Annotated in this window: 15 protein-coding genes and 2 pseudogenes; 7 read left to right on the forward strand and 10 right to left on the reverse strand. The window is 38.5% G+C overall.

From position 1 onward, the window contains the following. Positions 1-23 precede the first annotated feature (23 nt). Together CHJ_RS08170 and CHJ_RS08175 are read right to left on the reverse strand one after the other, a co-directional pair. Positions 24-689, reverse strand: a complete 666-nt coding sequence (locus tag CHJ_RS08170; RefSeq protein WP_171754455.1) for an SDR family NAD(P)-dependent oxidoreductase — start codon at positions 687-689, stop codon at positions 24-26. 102 nt (positions 690-791) lie between these two features. Continuing rightward, positions 792-3,056, reverse strand: a complete 2,265-nt coding sequence (locus CHJ_RS08175; protein WP_317917416.1) for an EAL domain-containing protein — start codon at positions 3,054-3,056, stop codon at positions 792-794. Positions 3,057-3,290: 234 nt separating this feature from the next. On the opposite strand from CHJ_RS08175, the gene CHJ_RS08180 reads away from it, so the two are divergent. Further along, positions 3,291-3,899 (forward strand): hypothetical protein, encoded by a 609-nt coding sequence (locus CHJ_RS08180; RefSeq protein ID WP_171754453.1) that lies wholly within the window; start codon positions 3,291-3,293, stop codon positions 3,897-3,899. A gap of 272 nt (positions 3,900-4,171) precedes the next feature. Further along, complete coding sequence (locus tag CHJ_RS08185) at positions 4,172-4,882, forward strand: hypothetical protein (protein WP_317917417.1); 711 nt, start codon at positions 4,172-4,174, stop codon at positions 4,880-4,882. A gap of 91 nt (positions 4,883-4,973) precedes the next feature. Here the strand turns inward: CHJ_RS08185 and CHJ_RS08190 are convergent, their stop codons facing one another. Beyond that, positions 4,974-5,540: a cytochrome c3 family protein gene (locus CHJ_RS08190; protein ID WP_317917418.1), complete on the reverse strand. Its 567-nt coding sequence runs from the start codon at positions 5,538-5,540 to the stop codon at positions 4,974-4,976. Between the two features lie 302 nt (positions 5,541-5,842). Here CHJ_RS08190 and CHJ_RS08195 point away from each other — a divergent pair, with 302 nt between their 5' ends. Further along, entirely contained in the window at positions 5,843-6,346 is a 504-nt protein-coding gene (locus CHJ_RS08195; RefSeq protein WP_317917419.1) for a glucose PTS transporter subunit EIIB, read from the forward strand. A gap of 141 nt (positions 6,347-6,487) precedes the next feature. On the opposite strand, the gene CHJ_RS08200 is transcribed toward CHJ_RS08195, so the two are convergent. From CHJ_RS08200 to CHJ_RS08210, 3 genes are all read right to left on the reverse strand, one after another. After that, positions 6,488-7,015, reverse strand: coding sequence for an MltR family transcriptional regulator (locus CHJ_RS08200; RefSeq protein ID WP_171754449.1), 528 nt, complete (start codon positions 7,013-7,015; stop codon positions 6,488-6,490). 327 nt (positions 7,016-7,342) lie between these two features. Then, positions 7,343-8,491, reverse strand: coding sequence for a mannitol-1-phosphate 5-dehydrogenase (locus CHJ_RS08205; protein WP_317917420.1), 1,149 nt, complete (start codon positions 8,489-8,491; stop codon positions 7,343-7,345). 93 nt (positions 8,492-8,584) lie between these two features. Beyond that, positions 8,585-10,477, reverse strand: coding sequence for a PTS mannitol transporter subunit IICBA (locus tag CHJ_RS08210; RefSeq protein WP_317917421.1), 1,893 nt, complete (start codon positions 10,475-10,477; stop codon positions 8,585-8,587). A gap of 706 nt (positions 10,478-11,183) precedes the next feature. Here CHJ_RS08210 and CHJ_RS08215 point away from each other — a divergent pair. Further along, positions 11,184-11,480 carry a hypothetical protein gene (locus CHJ_RS08215; RefSeq protein WP_317917422.1) on the forward strand — a complete coding sequence of 99 codons (297 nt, stop codon included), beginning with the start codon at positions 11,184-11,186 and terminating at the stop codon, positions 11,478-11,480. Positions 11,481-11,578: 98 nt separating this feature from the next. Here CHJ_RS08215 and mtlA read toward each other — a convergent pair. After that, positions 11,579-12,589: pseudogene (gene mtlA, locus CHJ_RS08220) on the reverse strand (mannitol-specific PTS transporter subunit IIC); the annotation flags it as partial. A gap of 146 nt (positions 12,590-12,735) precedes the next feature. Then, a complete protein-coding gene (locus CHJ_RS08225; protein ID WP_171754444.1) occupies positions 12,736-13,212 on the reverse strand; it encodes a MarR family winged helix-turn-helix transcriptional regulator in 477 nt (158 codons plus the stop codon). A gap of 386 nt (positions 13,213-13,598) precedes the next feature. On the opposite strand from CHJ_RS08225, the gene CHJ_RS08230 reads away from it, so the two are divergent. Continuing rightward, positions 13,599-14,525 (forward strand): DMT family transporter, encoded by a 927-nt coding sequence (locus CHJ_RS08230; protein ID WP_317917423.1) that lies wholly within the window; start codon positions 13,599-13,601, stop codon positions 14,523-14,525. 355 nt (positions 14,526-14,880) lie between these two features. Here the strand turns inward: CHJ_RS08230 and CHJ_RS08235 are convergent, their stop codons facing one another. Then, positions 14,881-15,345: an Lrp/AsnC family transcriptional regulator gene (locus tag CHJ_RS08235; protein ID WP_317917424.1), complete on the reverse strand. Its 465-nt coding sequence runs from the start codon at positions 15,343-15,345 to the stop codon at positions 14,881-14,883. A 105-nt stretch (positions 15,346-15,450) separates the two neighbouring features. Here CHJ_RS08235 and CHJ_RS08240 point away from each other — a divergent pair. Beyond that, positions 15,451-16,041 (forward strand): annotated as a pseudogene (locus tag CHJ_RS08240) (transposase); the annotation flags it as partial. Positions 16,042-16,394: 353 nt separating this feature from the next. On the opposite strand, the gene CHJ_RS08245 reads toward CHJ_RS08240, so the two are convergent. Further along, complete coding sequence (locus CHJ_RS08245) at positions 16,395-17,570, reverse strand: YgeY family selenium metabolism-linked hydrolase (RefSeq protein ID WP_317917426.1); 1,176 nt, start codon at positions 17,568-17,570, stop codon at positions 16,395-16,397. A 576-nt stretch (positions 17,571-18,146) separates the two neighbouring features. On the opposite strand from CHJ_RS08245, the gene CHJ_RS08250 reads away from it, so the two are divergent. Then, positions 18,147-18,530, forward strand: coding sequence for a RidA family protein (locus CHJ_RS08250; RefSeq protein WP_317917427.1), 384 nt, complete (start codon positions 18,147-18,149; stop codon positions 18,528-18,530). Positions 18,531-18,541 lie beyond the last annotated feature (11 nt).

Here is an 18,541-nt window from a genome sequence, read left to right on the forward strand (position 1 = left end):
AAAGACTCTGTTTCTCAGGTTCGCTAACCTCGGTTAATAGTGATATCCGATACAAAACCGTGTTCTGCACTAACCAGCGCCTGCTTAAGCATCTTGGCTGCATCGTCAGGGGAAATAAAACTTGAAGTGTCCATTTGCTTGCCGCTGGTTTTCCAGAACTCTGTCGCCATGCCTCCTGGGTAGACAGCAATCAGCTTTATCGGCTTACCTTTCAACTCGAGTCGTAAAGACTCCAACAGTGCTCTTACCGCCCATTTCACCGCACAATAAGTTGATTCTCCAGCTTTAGCCACTTGCGCCGCTGTGGACATAACCACCACCACATTAACTGGCAAATCTTGATACCGTTTTACAATTTCCTGCAACAGATAGATGCTAGAGGTAAGGTTATTACTAATTAGCGACTCAATGTCGGCCGGTTGCTGTGTTTGCAAAGAACCAAAAGAACCACTACCCGCACAATGAACTATTGTATTCGGTGTCTCTTCTAATGAATCAAACAGTTCGGTTACCTGTTGTGAACAACTTAAGTCACACGCTATCCCGGTTGCTTGGTTAGTTAGTTTAGCAACAACATCCGCTAACTTTTGTTGATCTCGACCAGACAAAACTAGCTGTTCTCCATCTTGATCATACTGTTTCGCCAATGCACAGCCTAAACCGCTGCTTGCTCCTGTAATTAATATCATACGTTTATATACTAATAGTGAACCGTAGCTAGATGTTACTGATAACGGTGGGATAAGGCGAGTAAGAATTACCAAACTGGTTGAAGGAGGCGGTAAAGCCTATCAATTGTCAGGTTTTACATAGATCAATAACTCTTTGACAGATAAAGGTTTAGCATACAAATAGCCTTGAAATAGATCACAGCCTGATTCAGCTAACATCTGTTTTTGACTCTCTGTTTCAACACCTTCTGCTAACACTTTCATTCGGTAGTTTTTACCAATACTAATAATATTGTGAATCATGGTATGAGATTTATTATTCACATCAATATCATCAACAAAAGATTTGTCAATTTTAAGCTCTTTAATGGGTAAGTTTCTCAATATACTCAATGATGAGTAACCGGTACCAAAATCATCCAGAGAGATCAAAACCCCTTTGGAAATTAATTCATCACAGACCGGCTTAACAGTGCCAATATCTTCTATAAAAAGATTCTCTGTTATTTCTACCGTAACTTGATCAGGTGAAAAACCATATTTATCTAATGCGCCAAATAGAAGGCTGGAAAACTCTTTTTGCAAAAACTGTTTTACGGAAATATTAATTGAAAGTCGAAAGATCTCTTCCGTTTGCTGCTGAATCATTGCCATCTCTTTGACTGACATTTCGATGATAAGATCACCAAGAGAGCTCATCAGTCCTGACTGTTCTGCAATGGATATAAATTTGTCTGGCGGTACATAACCAACGTCTTTATCCACCCATCTTGCTAAAGCCTCAACACCATACAGAGAGCCATCACCGGTCACCTGGGGTTGATAGGCCATATAAAGCTCTCTGTTTTTAATGGCTTGTCGCAATTTTTGTTCTAAGTGCAGTGATGCAAGGTGCTCGGCCTGCAACTTCGGTGAGTAACAATAGATGGTGTTTTTATTCTTTTTCGCCTGAAGCATAGCGATATCTAAAGATCGTAGCAGTTCATCAAATCGCGTACCATGCATTGGATAATTTGCGGTACTAATACTGACCGTTAATAAAAAGCTTATATCGCCAATGGAATAAGGTTGTGACAAAGAGGTCTGTATGTTTTGACATAACTTGCGTAAGGCGGCCTCTTCAAGTTCATCAGATAGAACTATAAATTCGTCACCAATGCCTCGAATAAGCGTGTTTGGTTTAGTCGAAAACTGTTTTAATCTCAGCGCGACATCCATAATTACTTTGTCTCCAAAGTCATGGCCATAGCTGTCATTGACATTTTTGAAGCGGTCGATATTAACAAATATCATACTGCATGGTGAGATTCGGTTATCTTCAAATAAGTAGGTTAAGTAGCCATGATTCGGCAAATCCGTCAAAAAATCATGGCGGGTCTGATATAACAACTGGCTAAGTTTATCTTCTTCACTTCTGGCAATAGAACGAACCAAAAAGTAAAACATCAGAGCAAAAATAATTGAAACAAGAAAAGAGGTGAAAAACCGAGTATGAAATTGCGCTTCAATATAGTCAGAGTTCGTACTTGAAACCACCCAAAAGTTAAAATATGGGTCATATTCCAGAGTAATATGTTTCGCGATACCCGCAAATTTGTACCGAGTAAAATAGGGGCTTTTTGCCGACTTCAACGTTTGTAGATCAATATTATTGTACTCCAAAACTGACTCAATCAAGCCAGTCAGCAACGAGGGTTGCAGAGGTGTTTGATAGTTTTTATTTCCAGCCAGATTGCCTGAGTAGAACTGAAAATACCCATCGTCTCGAATGATATCCAGTTCGTTATAATTTTCTGTGACATGCTGTTTATCATTAAACAGAACAGACTCACTCACCTTAATGCCGGCGGTCATCACCGCAGCCACACTTCCTGAATCCGTATATATCGCTTTACGTACGGCAATGGCAAGTGAGTTATCATTAAGCGCTTTTAATTGGTAAGTTCTTCCTGCAATCATTTTCTGTGACTGTATGACCTGCAAAAAGCTTTTACGACTGACTTCTTGTTGCAACAGATTCGGTAACTTAGCGATATTCAGATTTGATGATGTCACGACCAAATCGCCATCAATATTAGCTAAGCCAAGACCTGCAAAGAATGGGTGGGTTTTACGTACCCTATCAAGGGTCGCGGAATGAATGGCAGAGGAAGGTAACGCGTTATCTATAGCTAATTGGTTTCCTAAAACCTGCAACAGTGACTCTTGGCTTTTTAAAAATGCTTCTACCGAATCAGAGAAAAGGTGAACCTGAGTGTATTGAAACTGCTTGAAGCGATCTTCATTACTTTTCCAGAGAAAGTAACCATAATAGGAGAACAGGATAATGCTAATCGTAATGATTATCCAAAACAACATCCAAATGTTCTTCTTTAGCGTGGCCATACTTGTCTCCGCTGCTCATTTATTATACTAACCGAAAATAACAATTGAAGTTCTTGGTTAGATCTCATTAATTCATTCAACCTAAGTCAATAACATCCGTATAATTAGTACTAGCAACCATTTATGATGACTAACGAATGTTTAATGACTGACGTACAAGAGAAACAACAGAGTTCAACACCTGTCAGCATCAATTAGAATGGTATGACTTATTTTATTATAGAGAGCTATTTCATGACGCGACTGCTACTTTTGCTAACTGCTATCACTTTTTCACTGCCTACTATTGCTCAACCAGCGTCAACTCACAATACAGAGCCATTGTTGCAGTTTGAAATGAAGGTAGAAACAGATGGAATTGAAAATGCATTGCTGGAAATCAATTCTTCAATAAAGCAAATGACGACATCGCTAGACGAGGTAGCAAAAAATCAAAACCTCACTAGCGAACAATCAGAGCTGATAAATCGGGCAATTAATAATATTGACCATTTCACTGTTCAAACGACGGAATTGATAGATACCCTACCAACTAGCTTAGAAAAAACTCAGCAACGATTTAGCAACGCGACTCAGCTGTTTTATAGTGATCTTAAATTCAATATTATTGTGATATTAGTTGTGGTTCTTGTCTGTATTGCTCTTCTATTGGTGGTCTTATATTGGTTTATTATCAGGCCAATGCAATCTGCTATCGTTACCGCAACCACAAACGTTGCCAACATGGCCACAACCATACAACTGACGGCCCAGTCGTTGGAAAAGAGTAATCAAACACATATAAAAATATTGCAGCATCTTGAGCAAGATCAAGAGCAAAAAAAGGAAACTGGAAAATTGTGACTTACTCGTTAACTATCACTTGCCTTTCGACTTTAATGAATTGTTTTTTAACGATAATTGTACTATAAATAGAAGTATCAGCTATTTGATTATACGATAAGCTTGAAAGGGGACCCAATCCTTCAATTATCTTTCTTAAACTGAACCTGTTGATGAAGCTCTGAATCCTACATCTTGAGGTCATTTGAGTATATTATATAAGTTAGTTTATTTTAATAATGATTATGCAACGCTATTGGCTAAACCATTCACCTGACTAAGCGGGAAAGACTATGAACATTATCAGGTATGTGATTTACGGGCTAACTGCGGTTATTACCGTTATTTTGATTGTGCTAATTATTCAACCAGAACAATCTACCGTGTTGCGCATAGAAGGATCCGACACCCCAACAGAATTGGTTGAAGAAGTCATCGAAGAAGAGGCAGCTCCTACTGCCTCAAGCAGCGGTAGTTTTATGGCGTGGAAACCTTTCCCTGTCGATGGGCTTATTCAAGCGCTTATCGACAAAACTGACATCATGTCACTTCCGCCTTTTATCCAATCCCTGCCCTTGGAGCCTGCCGAAATAGACAGAAACGGCAACCAAATCAGAGATGATTTGGAAGTATTTATTGGTTACAAATATCCAAACAATCCCAAAAACCGAGCCACCCTAACTCAGCTTGTCTCCATATGGGATAGAATTGCAAAAGATGGCGGCAGAACAAAAATGTCTCGCCAAATGGCTCTCTATCTTGAAGAGAGAATGGCCATCGACTGTTGGTATAAAAATGGTTTTGATGAAGAAGACTTTGCTATTTTAAAATCTCTTGTACTTAATAATAAGCATAGAAAAGAAGGTTATTCAGAAGCAATGGAAGTACGTAACTCCATCCCTGCCGATGAGCTGGATGACATCATCATTCCAGAAGACTCTTGCGATCAGATGCTGATAGAGAATCAGATGTATCTACAAGACTGGCAACCCAGCAAAGAGTAACCGATAACGTATAGGCAGTGATTATTATCGATAGAGTGCCTGTACTTTTAGCCAGGGACTCTCAGATAGCATCTCACAGCTCAGTAAGTCATCAATCCGCAATCTGCCACCCTTCTGGTAACATCTCACCCCAACTATCAGACTTGTGGCACTCAGAACAGCTGAATCGAGATCGTCTATGTACTCTATGACAGTTTGAACAATCCGTTTGGCGGCGATGATTTCTGTGTGGATTGATTCTTCCTTCGTCTTCAAAATATCCAGTACGCTCAATTAGACCGTCGTAGTCATCATGGCACTGTAAGCAGAGATCATTGCTAAACTCTCTTCGATAAAAAGGTGATTGATACTCTCCCGATTGATACACCCTCTTTTCGTGAGCAATCGTCTCTTCACTTCGTTGGTGGCAATCTGTACAGGTTAATTGCCAGTTTTCCTGATGGCGGTACGCTAACAATTTGCTGTTGTGCTTGGCTCCCTCAATATAGGAATCCAAAATATGACACTCCCCTCCGCAGCTGCTTACTTCCTCACTAGATAGATGTTCACTAGATGAATGTTCATTAGCTAGAGCTCTACTAGAAAAAAACAGAGCGATAACCAATAGAGTTGTTATCGCAACGAGATCAATGTTGGCAAATTTGCGATTTGTAAACATAACGTTTGCCTATCACCCTTAAAATATTCAGCTGTCTAATACACTCATAATATACATAGATTAAATCTTCATATTTAAATATATAATGACTTTCTTTTTCAAATAGTTATACCGTTTAGTAGGTTCAGCTATTCTCTCCATCGATCACTCCTATCTCAGCTAGTAAATCAGTCCGAACAATAAATCAGCTTAAGTGGTAACGTTTCCATAACTAGATAAATGCACTATACTGTTTAGCATTCGATCAATTTCTAATTAATGATTTTCAATTTAACCATTTGAAAAATGACGGGAGCTTTACCATGTCTAATACTTTAAATAATCTGGATACGGCCTTTTTGCAACGCCTTGCTGCTGCTCTGGGAGAGACACAAAACATCAACAGTATTGATGCTTGCTTAACTCGTCTACGCATATCGGTAGAAAACACAAACAAAGTCGATCAAGAGCAACTTAAACAACTGGGGGCTCAAGGCGTGGTCGTGTTAGCCGATTGCGTACAGGTAATATTTGGCAAAGAATCAGATGCTATTAAATCGCGTTTACAGCACTGGATAACTAACCCGTCCACCACGATTCTCGCTGAAAAAGTATTAAGAGCCTACGGCGGGAAAGAGAATATTGCTGAACTAGATGCCTGCTTAACACGATTACGAGTCAAGATAAATGATCTCTCTCGCGTTGATCAAGAGCAACTAAAAGAGCTAGGCGCAAAGGGCGTCGTTGTCATCGGAACCTCGGTGCAGAGTATCTTTGGTCCATCATCCAACACGCTTAAAACACAAATAGAGACCATTATTAATTAGAGCACCAGATTCAAAGAGATAGTGGGAGAAGTTAAACTCAATACGATGAACAGTGACAACCGATATTGACCCACCATTAATTAATGACCAAATACAAAAATGGCTCTGTATATCAGAGCCATTTTCGTTTACATCAATATATTAAAGCGGACTTTCTCGGTCTAGCTGACCGCATATATGTACAACCGTCAATGAGAGCGCAGATTTAATAATTTGTCTCTGCCTTTGTAGCTGAAGTTGATAAAATTCTGCGTCGAGATCATCAGAAGGCGGAATAACCGATTGTACAATTCCCATATGATCGGCAGAGCGCAACTTCTTCATTGGCTGCAAAATATAGGGGTCAAAAAAATCATACTCATTCGCACTATGAGTGAGTGCGTTTTTTAGGCTAATAATATCTTCAATATCGTGATAGATCTCGTCTGGCAACACCCCTAAGCCAAACAACAATTTTAACCTAACAGATAGATCGCCGAGTGGGCCAGAGTTATCTAAAAGAGGGCCGACAACAGACTGCACAGCAAAATCATCTTTACGAAACACTCGTTGAATAAGAGTGTCGATAGATTGATTAAAAATCTCACCAGTAGCGATAAAAAAACCTCTAACCGTAGTGGAAGAATTTAATTTTTCGATGATATCAGTTTCACTAATTGTGTCAGTCATAAATGTACATCTATTTACTCAAGAAGATTTCGTCTCTTCCTGAGACACTTTCCTAACTCCATTTAGCAGTAAATGGTTTTCACTGCGCATTACGCTAAACTATCTTATTTTAATAAAAAAATCATGCTTAACGTTCTGAACATGCCGATTCAAACCAGAGTTACATCATCGTGCATGTCACAAAATCTGCGTCAATGTACGCGTTTTAAAATACGCTGTCAAAACAACTATATCAACATCATTAAACGTACGTACAAGAAGAAAGGGTTTAAGATAAAGTTAATCACCAGAAGAATATAAATGTTATATCTTCTGGTGAGTTATTTATTAACTTATTTGTTGGAAAATGACTTCAATCTGCAATGTTTCACGGCTGTTTTTCGCTAAACCCGTGTACTTTTCTATAGTGGCAACAACACCCTCATTTTGCATAGAGTCTTGTAACTCGATAGCTTGCGGATCATCATCGTTTTTATAGAGCAATGCGGCGGCAACACCTTTAAGTAAGGCCTTATTCTCGCTTCCATATTCAATTGTGCCTAAAAGAGGCTTAATGAGACGATCACTTGCAGATAATTTTCTTAATGGCTGGCGGCCTACTCTATCGACCTCGTCTACCAAGTATGGATTGGCAAAGCGACCAAGAATTTTTTCGATGTACGCTTCGTGCTTATCACGCTCAAAACCGTAGCGACTTATAAGAACTTCGCCACTCTCTTGCATGGCACTTTTAACATCCGATCTAACATCGCCATCTTCAATGGCTTCACGAATGGTTTTGTGTCCTTTAATTGCGCCTAGATACGCCGTTATGCAGTGACCTGTATTTAGAGTGAATAACTTGCGTTCCACAAACGCCATTAAGTTATCTGTGCACTCCATGCCCGCTATAATAGGGATGGGACCTTTAAATTGCGTTTGGTCAACAATCCATTCGCTAAACGTTTCAACAGTAACCGATAGCGGATCTGTCTCTCCTTCTTCCGCAGGAGGTACAATGCGGTCTACGGCTGAATCTACAAAGCCAACCAACTCTTCTACCTTAGCGACCAGTTCATCAGGTAATAGAGAGAACACCGATGCTTTTAGCTGGCTTGTGCCTCTCACCATGTTTTCACAAGCAATGATATTTAAAGGCGTTGTATTGCCCATCGCAAGTCTGCTTTCAATACCCTGAGCCAAAGTTTTCGCAATAACATTAAGTACTGTAGGTCCAACTGCCGTGGTGATTAAATCCACTTCTGTTATTAACTCAACCACTTTAGGGCTTAATGAATTAACTGCGGAAACGCCAGTAACTAATTCTGTTACGCAATCCGCGCCAACAACTTTTACTGGGTACTCTTTTCGTTCAGCCAAGCCATTGACCACAGTTTCATTTACATCCGCAAATGTTACTTCTATTCCAGCATCTGCTAGTAACTTACCTATAAAACCGCGGCCAATGTTGCCGGCACCAAAATGCAATGCTTTCATAATATATATTCCAAGAAAAATGAGGATTTAAATAAAGGCCGTATTGATTGCCCGGCCTTTAATTACATTTATTAACACTGAATCAAATACTGACTACGCATTAAGTATTCGAAGTACATCTTCAGGGTTGGTCGTTGTTTTCAGAGACTCAATCGCCTCTTCATCGTCAAGGGCATTCGTTATTGCAGTAATAACTTGAATATGCTCATCTCCTTGAGCGGCAATACCAATAACCATTTTTGCAATATCGTCTTCATCTTCACCCCATTGAATACCTTCAGGAAATTGACAAAATACGATTCCAGTGTTTACCACGTATTGCTTGGTTTCTATTGTTCCATGAGGAACAGCGATAGATTCGCCTAAGTAAGTTGATACCAGCTTTTCACGAGCAAGCATCCCTTCAATATATTGTTCTTTCACGTTACCCAGCTTAACAAGTTGCTCCCCTGCAAACTTAATAACGTCCTCTTTAGACTCTGCTTTCATGCCTAAAAATATGTTCTCTTTAGAAAGCTTTAACGTACCTACACTATCAGAACTATTTACTGTAGATACTTCAGGCTTTACCGCGTCACCTTGTTGAGCTTCAACCAGTTTAGCCACAAGATTGTCGTATAAATCGTTATCTAAGAAATTAGACAGTGAAATATGTTGTGCGTCTGCCGCATGATTCTTTGCTCTATCAGTAAGGTCTTTATGCGTTACAACAATATCGACGTCTGATGGCAGATTGTTGATAGCTAGGTTAGTAACATCAATATCTAGACCGGCAGCCTCAATTTTTTTACGCAGTAGGCTCGCACCCATCGCACTTGACCCCATGCCAGCATCACACGCTACGATAATTTTCTTAACGCTACCTGCTCCTGCTACTGACGCACTTGCAGTCGCTACACCTTTAGAACTTGCTTTCATATCGTTCATTTGGTTGCTTGCGGCTTCTAACGCACCATCTTCATCGGACTGTTTTTGCGTTTTTAGCAAGAACGAAGCAACAAAGAAAGATACCGCTGCTGAAGCAATAACCGAGGCGATTACACCGACAAATGAAGATTTTGGTGTCATCAGTAACACAGCAAATATTGAACCTGGAGATGCAGGTGATACTAAGCCAGCGTCAAAAATAGTTAATGTAAATACGCCTGTCATACCACCAGCAATTACCGCTAGAATTAGACGAGGGTTCATCAACACATAAGGGAAGTAGATTTCATGAATACCACCTAAGAAGTGGATAATCGCAGCACCCGGTGCAGATTGCTTAGCACTTCCCTTACCAACAAACATGTAAGCAAGTAGTAGACCTAAACCTGGGCCTGGATTAGCTTCAATTAAGAAGAATATCGACTTACCTAATTCTTCAGACTGTTGAATACCAAGAGGAGAGAAAATACCGTGGTTGATAGCATTGTTTAAGAAAAGGATTTTCGCAGGCTCTACGAACAGTGAAGTAAGAGGAAGCAAGCCTGATTCAACAAGAACATTTACACCAGCCGCAAGACCATTCGATAAGACTTTAACTGCAGGACCAACAACGAGATACGCTAGAATTGCGCAGAGCATACCGATGATGCCGGCAGAAAAGTTGTTAACCAACATTTCAAATCCACTTTTTACCTTACCGTGGACAGCTTCATCAAATTTCTTGATAGCTAGGCCACCTAATGGACCAACAATCATCGCTCCCATAAACATTGGAATGTCAGTACCAACAATAACACCCATTGTGGTCACTGCACCTACAACCGCGCCTCGGTCACCCGCGACCATTTTACCACCGGTATAACCGATCAAAACAGGTAGTAGATACGTGATCATTGGGCCAACCATGCTAGCCAATGTTTCGTTTGGCCACCAACCGGTAGGAATAAATAAAGCGGTAATGAAACCCCATGCGATAAACGCACCGATGTTTGGCATTACCATATTTGAAAGAAAACGGCCAAAATTTTGTACCTTGACCTTAGCTTCTGGTGATAACATAACAGTACCCCGTTCAAGTGTTATTCGTAATTTGTGTGTGCCCGGTTTCTGATAAAAACCGTTGACTGCTTAAGACACTTTCAAATTAGCACAGCATTATACGAATATCCTCTGAACGGGTTTTTAGTGATTTACATCACACAATAAATATGGTCGGCCATTTTTTAATGTGACACAGATCTTATATTGACAATGTAATTTAACTACATTTTAATTAAATCGATTTTGTCAATAATTTTACATGGCCTCACGTCACAATTATCAAACAGCATAATAAAAATATTTAGTGACACTCATCACATAATAATCAATTTAAAAAATCAACAGATGCTGTTTTGTTAACCAAGTCACACTCAATGTCGTGATAAATGGTTTGCAAGTTAATTAACAGCTGAATGTTAAATTTTATGTAATTTTGTGACATAACGCGATCAAGGGTTAATTGAAGAGGGTCATTTAGCTAGGGAGGAAACTATAATTAATCCCTTAGTTATGATAAAACACTTTTCCTTTTGGTCTATCTAGAAAAATAACCGATTAAACACCAGCGTAATGAACTTAACTTGAAATATTACATTTTGAATGGAGTTTATACTGTGCACAAAGAGCTCTGACACGGAAATGGTTGCGTAGATACGCAAAATGAAAACGAGTTTGATTAGATAGAAAATATAGACATTCCATTTTCACAACGAAGATAAAAACTATGCAGTTAAAAGAAGCAAACGATATTATCGAATTAACAGATACTGATACCTTATCCCACGCTTTGGAAAAGTTTAATTCCCAAGGCGTTATTTCAAATGAACTCTTGCCTTTTTTAAGCGTAATATTTGAAACCGCACCAGAAAAACTCTCTAACAAATTAAAGCAGACCGGTTTTAAAGGAAATATTTGCATTGCCAAGAGCAGAGATGCTCATGAGGAAGTAAACTATATCGTGTTTGATTCAGAGCGCCATAACCTCGAAACGGCAACCCTTTGGCTTAAACAACAACTTTAGTAACTGGTTATGTTTCCTGTGGCCTACCGTTATTTTCCCTAGTTTTTTTCAGCTTACTGCTATTTCAGACCATTTAAGGAATACTATTTATCGGCACCAGTTTTCAGTAAAAGTGAAGAGATAATAAACGTCACTAATGCCGAAGATGAGACCGCAATAAACACACCTAAGATTGAAGCTTTTGGCGCCATGATCATTACGGAGAAAATAGATCCCGGAGATGCAGGTCCGACTATGCCTGCATTAAATGTCGTTAAAACAAAGACTCCTGTCATACCACCGGCAATCAACGCGATGATCAATCTAGGGTTCATAAATACATAAGGGAAATACACTTCATGTATGCCGCCAAAAAAGTGGATAACCGCTGCACCACCGCCAATACGTCGTGCGCCATTTTTGCCAAAAACAAAATAAGAGAGTAACAGGCCCAGTCCGGGACCCGGGTTGGCTTCGATTAAAAAATATATCGATTGCCCTTGTTCAATAGACTGCTGAATACCTAACGGAGAAAAAATACCGTGGTTAACCGCATTATTCAAAAACATGACTTTAGCGGGTTCAACCAAGATGGAAGTCAATGGCAAAAGGCCACTATCAACTAAGTAGTTAACCCCTCCCATGATCAAAATAGTTAGCCCCTGAATAAAAGGACCAATTAACATAAATGCGGTTATGGTACATATCGCGCCAACAATACCTGTGGAAAGGTTATTGACCAACATTTCAAAACCGCTCTTTATTTTTCCTTGTATAAGTATGTCAAAACGCTTTATAGCCAGCGCTCCTAACGGGCCAACAATCATCGCCCCTAGAAACATTGGGACATCAGAGCCAACAATCGCTCCCATAGTGGTAGCGGCACCGACAATCCCACCGCGTTCGCCCCACACCAACTTACCTCCTGAGTAGCCAACAAGCATCGGCAGAAGGTAAATGATCATCGGTCTTACTAACTGAGCAATGTTTTCATTTGGTGCCCACCCCGTCGGAATAAAGAGTGCAGCAATAAATCCCCAAATAATAAATGCACCAATATTTGGCAGAACCATGTTAGAAAGAAACTTTCCATACTGTTGAGTTTTTAGCTTTATGGTTCTAATGTTCATACTCGTCCCTGAATAAACTCTATATTAATAGATACTTGCTATAAGCTTAGCTTATTTACCATAAGCATCAATCATTTACCATAAGCATGAGTTGTTTCTAATAGCATGGAACAACTCCTAACAAATCAAATAGTGTAAAAATGACCTTACTCTATTTTGGTAATGCTACCCAACTCCAGTACTGGTGCGACATCAATATCTTCAGCATTCATCATAGTCGAGATTCTTTGAACGGATGACAAGAGCAATGTCTGTTCCCATTCATCTAGAGTCTGAAATTTCTTCACGAAAGTATCTTGTAGAGGCAAAGGTGCGGAAGCAAGACGTTGGTTTCCAAGATCCGTAATATGGGCATGTACTTTGCGTTTATCTTGTGTACTTCTTACACGCTGCACATAACCATTTCTTTCCAATCTATCTAATATCGCCGTCGCCGTTGCTTGACTCATATTAGTATGAACGGAAAGTTGTTTAATGGTGACTTCACCAAGTTCTTTTATTGAACGCATCAATATAAGCTGAGGTCCGGTTAACCCTGATTCTTTACTTAGCTTCTTGGAATGGATATCAATCGCTCTGATTATTTGTCGAATAGAAACTAATACTTCTTCATGCTTTTCCAATGACAGTTACCGTGTATTAAATGGATATGGAATGATAAGTGAAAAATACCGTATATTGGCCCTGTTGAAAAGCGCTGCTTCACGTATATGTGTTCTCTCTCTCCCGGCCATTCCTGAGTATACGAAATATTCGCTGTCTAACTGATATAACCTGTCATTTAATCACTTTTGTTACCTGAAATTGTGCAAATAATAGACGTATTTTCTGGATAGCAATAGAAGGCGCAATTGTTCGTCGCATTTCACATCACTAACAAGCCCTGTTAAGCCAATTTGGCTTGTTTATCCTCAATATAAGTAAGTTAAATAACATGCAATAATCAGATGTTTTTGAAGTTAGCCAATCGCTAACATGCCCTTATATTAAACAATGAAGGCATAAACAGATGACACCATCTCCTATTAACAACGCTATGAACGCTAAAGTATGGGCAATGCTCATACTACTGTCAGTATTATGGGGCGGTTCTTTCTTCTTTGTTGGCGTTGCGGTCAATGAACTTCCTACTCTAACCATTGTTGCCCTTCGAGTTGTTATTGCGGCAATTACTCTATGGATGATTGTGTTGATCATTGGCTTACCTATTCCCAGAAGTTTAAAACTGTGGTGTATGTTTTTGGCTATGGGTTTGTTAAATAATGTTATTCCTTTCCTATTGATTGTATGGGGACAGGCTCAAATAGCGTCTGGACTCGCATCTATTCTTAATGCTGCTACACCGATATTTACGGTAATTGTTGCGGCAATATTTCTTACAGACGAACGGCCAACACAGCTAAAAGTAATTGGCGTCACGATAGGTTTTCTAGGTGTCGTGATGATGATAGGCCTCCCCGCATTAGATACAGGTGAAAATCTGTTGGCTCAATTAGCAGTTGTCACAGCAACACTCTCCTATGCATTTGCGGGTGTTTATGGACGGAAATTTAAGAGTCAAAATATCAATCCAATCGTTATTGCGGCGGGACAAGTAACCGCTTCTTCGTTGGTATTATTGCCAATAGCATTAACAGTAGATGGTGTTACTACATTAAACCAAGCGAGCAGTTCTACATGGATATCCATGATTGGACTAGCCGTTATGTCAACGGCCATCGCGTATGCGCTCTATTTCAAAATACTTGAGTTAGCCGGAGCAACTAATGTTCTATTAGTTACCCTTTTGGTTCCAGTCTCTGCAATATTGCTGGGATCGCTATTTCTCGACGAATCACTACAGCTTATTCATTTCATTGGTATGGCAATGATAGCATTAGGGCTATCTTTTATTGATGGTCGATTGTGGCTTCGCTTAAGATCTGTAATAGCATAGTTACAAGATTAACCTAGTAACTAAATAGAGTTAGCTACTAAGAGCACCCAGTAAGAAATCATAATGTCACCTCTTAGATTAACAGGTGACAATACAAACAAACCTCATAAACTTCTTACCAATAATACCCTACTTCTCTTAATCCTATGTGATACTAAACTCGTCAGTTACTTGAAATTGTAAACTAACCTAAGCTTCCTAAAACAGAAAATTGATACTTATAAAATACAAAGCATAGACATGATCAAGTTCTCAAAGGGAACGTAAACCTTTTATTAAGTTCAACGAACTTCCTACTAAACCGCAAAATGGTGAGAAAATATTACGCGCCATAAATGTTGTCTTTAAACAAGTATTATGTAGCCAATACATTGGTATGTAGACTGGTTTTTACTCTATCCATAACGACCATTGTTCTAAACCATGTCACATTCGGGTTATTAAAAAGTCGCGTACTGATAGTGTCATATTCAGCCATATTAGGGACAGTCAAAATCAAGATGAAATCTGCCTCACCCGTCACATAATAACACTGTTGAACTTCGGGGCCAGAAAAGCACTTTTTAACGTCCTCCAAGTCTGGGGCATGAGATTTTATCGTATAAACCTCAGCAATAATGGTAATCTGCCCAACTTTTTCAGGATTTATAGTAGAAGTATTCGCCTCAATTATTCCTGACTCTTTAAGTCGTTTTATTCGACGCTGAATAGATGCTGTAGAGAGGTGAATATGCTCAGAGAGGACACGCAAAGGTGTTGTATTATCCTTTTGCAAGAAGCTTAAAATTTCACGATCAAAATTGTCAAGATTAGTCGTCATTAGATAAAATTTCTCATATTAACTGGCAAATTAGGGCGCTATTATCACATGCCACGAGATAACATTACAACCACGATGAATTAATGACCAATTGAGAGATCTTTTATGCATTGCTTTAACACACTAATAAAAGCAGAAAAACACAATGCATCAAGGTTTGATTGTTTAACTTCTTCAGTCTACCTAGAAAATATCGATTCACTAAGCAAACAAGTTAATATTGCAGATAGCACGAAATCACCTGAACAAAAACAGACGCACAATTTATACAATACTGCGACAGTTATAGAAGTATCAGGAAATAAAGCACAACTCCATAAGTCGAGCTGTACAAAAATCAATTCAAATCTGAGCACGCAAGCTGATCAAAGTCTTTTACAGGTAAACGCAGTCACTATTTGGGTAAAAGATGACGCGATTAAATGTTGGAATTATTCAGAACAACGCAGAAGTCGAGGTCGCAGTTTTCAATTCACTGATTCAGCTATAATAACGGCTTTAACTATTAAGAAAATTCTCGGTCTTACCCTAAGAGAACTCGAAGGATTCCTCAATACAGTGTTTAAACTTATGGATATACCACTTATATCACCATCTTATAGCTGTATAAGTAAACGTACGAGAACGGCAGAGGTTCCTTATAATGTGATAAACCAAGGGTTAGTAGATCATGTAGTTATTGACTCTGCTGGGCTTAGAGTGTTTAGCAAAGACGAATGGAGTCGGTATCAAAACGGTAAACAAAGCCGATGCGTCTGGAAGAAAATTCACCTGACCAGCATTGCCGGTTCTCATGAAATAATTGCTGATATAAACAGTTAACCAATAACAATAACTCTCGAGACCAATTGATTACAATATTCATATAAAAACATTTTTAATAAACATCCTATAATTTCCAAATAACTCACACTAATGAGAGTGAACATTAATACATATTAATGATCACTCTCTAATTATAATTTTATTATTTACAAGAATTTAGTAAAAAATTACCTATAGTTTTAATCGTCGCATTTTTCAAAAAGTAATAAGAGGCGTTAATTATATCAAATTCGTATCGCTAAACACGCATATATCTTAGATGCTTTAACAATATCAGATATAGAACATCGCTCATCTTTCATATGCGCCAAATTCATATCTCCAGGACCGACACCAATTGTTGGTACTATGTTTTTACCATTAGTAGCATAACCATTTGTACTAAACTCCCACTTAAATATTTCTTTGGGAACATCCGTAACATCAGAAATGGCCAATTTGGCTGCTAAAACCAACTCATGACTAGAATCTGTTTCCCAGGCTGGTAAAAATGTTCTCAGTACCACTTCTTTCCCAGTAGCTGCTTTTCCTACAGCATTATAAATCTCCCAAGTCGCCTCTGATCCATCAATTATTTTATCCATTTCTTCTGCTACCATTTCCTCTGTTTCGCCGAGTGCAAGACGGCGGTCCAAAAATATGCTAGTCAAATCAGGAACGGCATTAAGTGAAGCTGTTCTAGATTCAATATGTGATAAAACAACAGATCCCTTTTCTCCTTCTAATTTATCAAACTCTTTCTGTTGATTTTCAACATTTTGAATTATTTTTGCCATTTTATATATAGAATTGACGCCATTATTTGGTGCTGAACCATGACAGGATACACCTGTTGTTGTTATTTTATACATCGCACGACCACGATGTCCGACAGCTAAATTTAGATCACTTGGCTCACCGATAATACAGTAATCTGCTTTAATATTATTTTCTTCGATTGCCTGAGAAAGTAGTTCACCATCATAGTCTTCCTCCATAACAGAAGCAGAAATTAACACTGTTTTCCCTTCAAGCAGTCCTAGTTCTTTAAGTGCATGACCAGCATATACCATTGAACAAACAGATGATTTTGTATCAACCGAACCTCGTCCCCAAAGAAATCCATCAACGATTTTTCCACTGAAAGGAGGGTGTGTCCAATCATTAGCGTCTTTGGCTGGCACCACATCAATATGAGCATCGTATAGATAAGTGACATCCCCATTCCCAACTCGGCCTAATACACTACCGTGGGAGTCAATCGTTACCTCATCATATCCTAATTTTTCCATTTCTTCGGCGACTCGCTTAGTAGCCTCAGCCTCATGACCAGTAAGACTTTCTATTTGTATTAATTCACTAGTAAATTTAATTAAATCATCTTGGATTCCATCTAGGTATTTAGAGATTTCTTGTTGCATATTAACTCCTGACTAAATTGCTATTAAGTACCGTAATGTACAAAGAGTACACTTGATCAGAACAAATATTATCAACTAAATATCAAAATACACAGATCATCATCACACGAATGAGTGTTATTTTATTTGTTTCCTAAACACATGTACTTTATAAATAAAAAAACAAACTCCTAATTTCAAAAATTTAATTACTTTTTCAAGATTCATAGAAACTCACCAACACTATTATCACCAAAATAGTACTTGTTTCCTAAATAATTCTTCTCAGATTCAGCATAAAACCAACAAAAACAAACCATAACATATTGTTTTTACATAAATTTCATCTGGAAAACTCAAGATCCCTGTCAATAATTTGTGCTTTTAATTTATATTGTAATAATTAATTTATATGACATCATTATTGACAGCTACTAGGATGGAAATCGAAAGTTAAAACATTTGTCTATATCTAAGTTATTACTTTGTAAACTTAAATTAATAGCATCTTCTTTTCATCTCATTTAGCTCTAACGTACAGAACACTTAATGGATATATGGCTATCCTAAATAGAACCCAAACAAATAGAGGTTAAATTGAAAGAAATAATTAAAACAGAATTGGCGCCCCAAGCTATAGGGCCTTACTCTCAAGCAACTAAATTTGACAATCTAGTATTTACATCAGGACAACTTCCTTTTGATCCAAATACTATGGAATTTGTATCTGGAGGTATTGAGAGTCAGGCTCTCCAATCTCTTTTAAATTTAAAAGCTGTTTTGGAATCGTCTGGTGCTTCATTAGATACCGTATTAAAAACATGTTGTTTTTTATCTGACATCAATGACTTTGTCGCATTTAACGAAGTATATACAGAATTATTTGGTGCAGATAACGCACCTGCACGTTCTTGTGTAGAGGTTGCTCGATTACCTAAAGATGCGCTTGTTGAAGTTGAAGCTGTTGCTTTTGTTAAATAAATATCGACCAT

This window comes from Vibrio sp. MACH09 (genome assembly GCF_033238805.1).
In the GTDB taxonomy this organism is placed as follows: Bacteria; Pseudomonadota; Gammaproteobacteria; order Enterobacterales; family Vibrionaceae; genus Vibrio.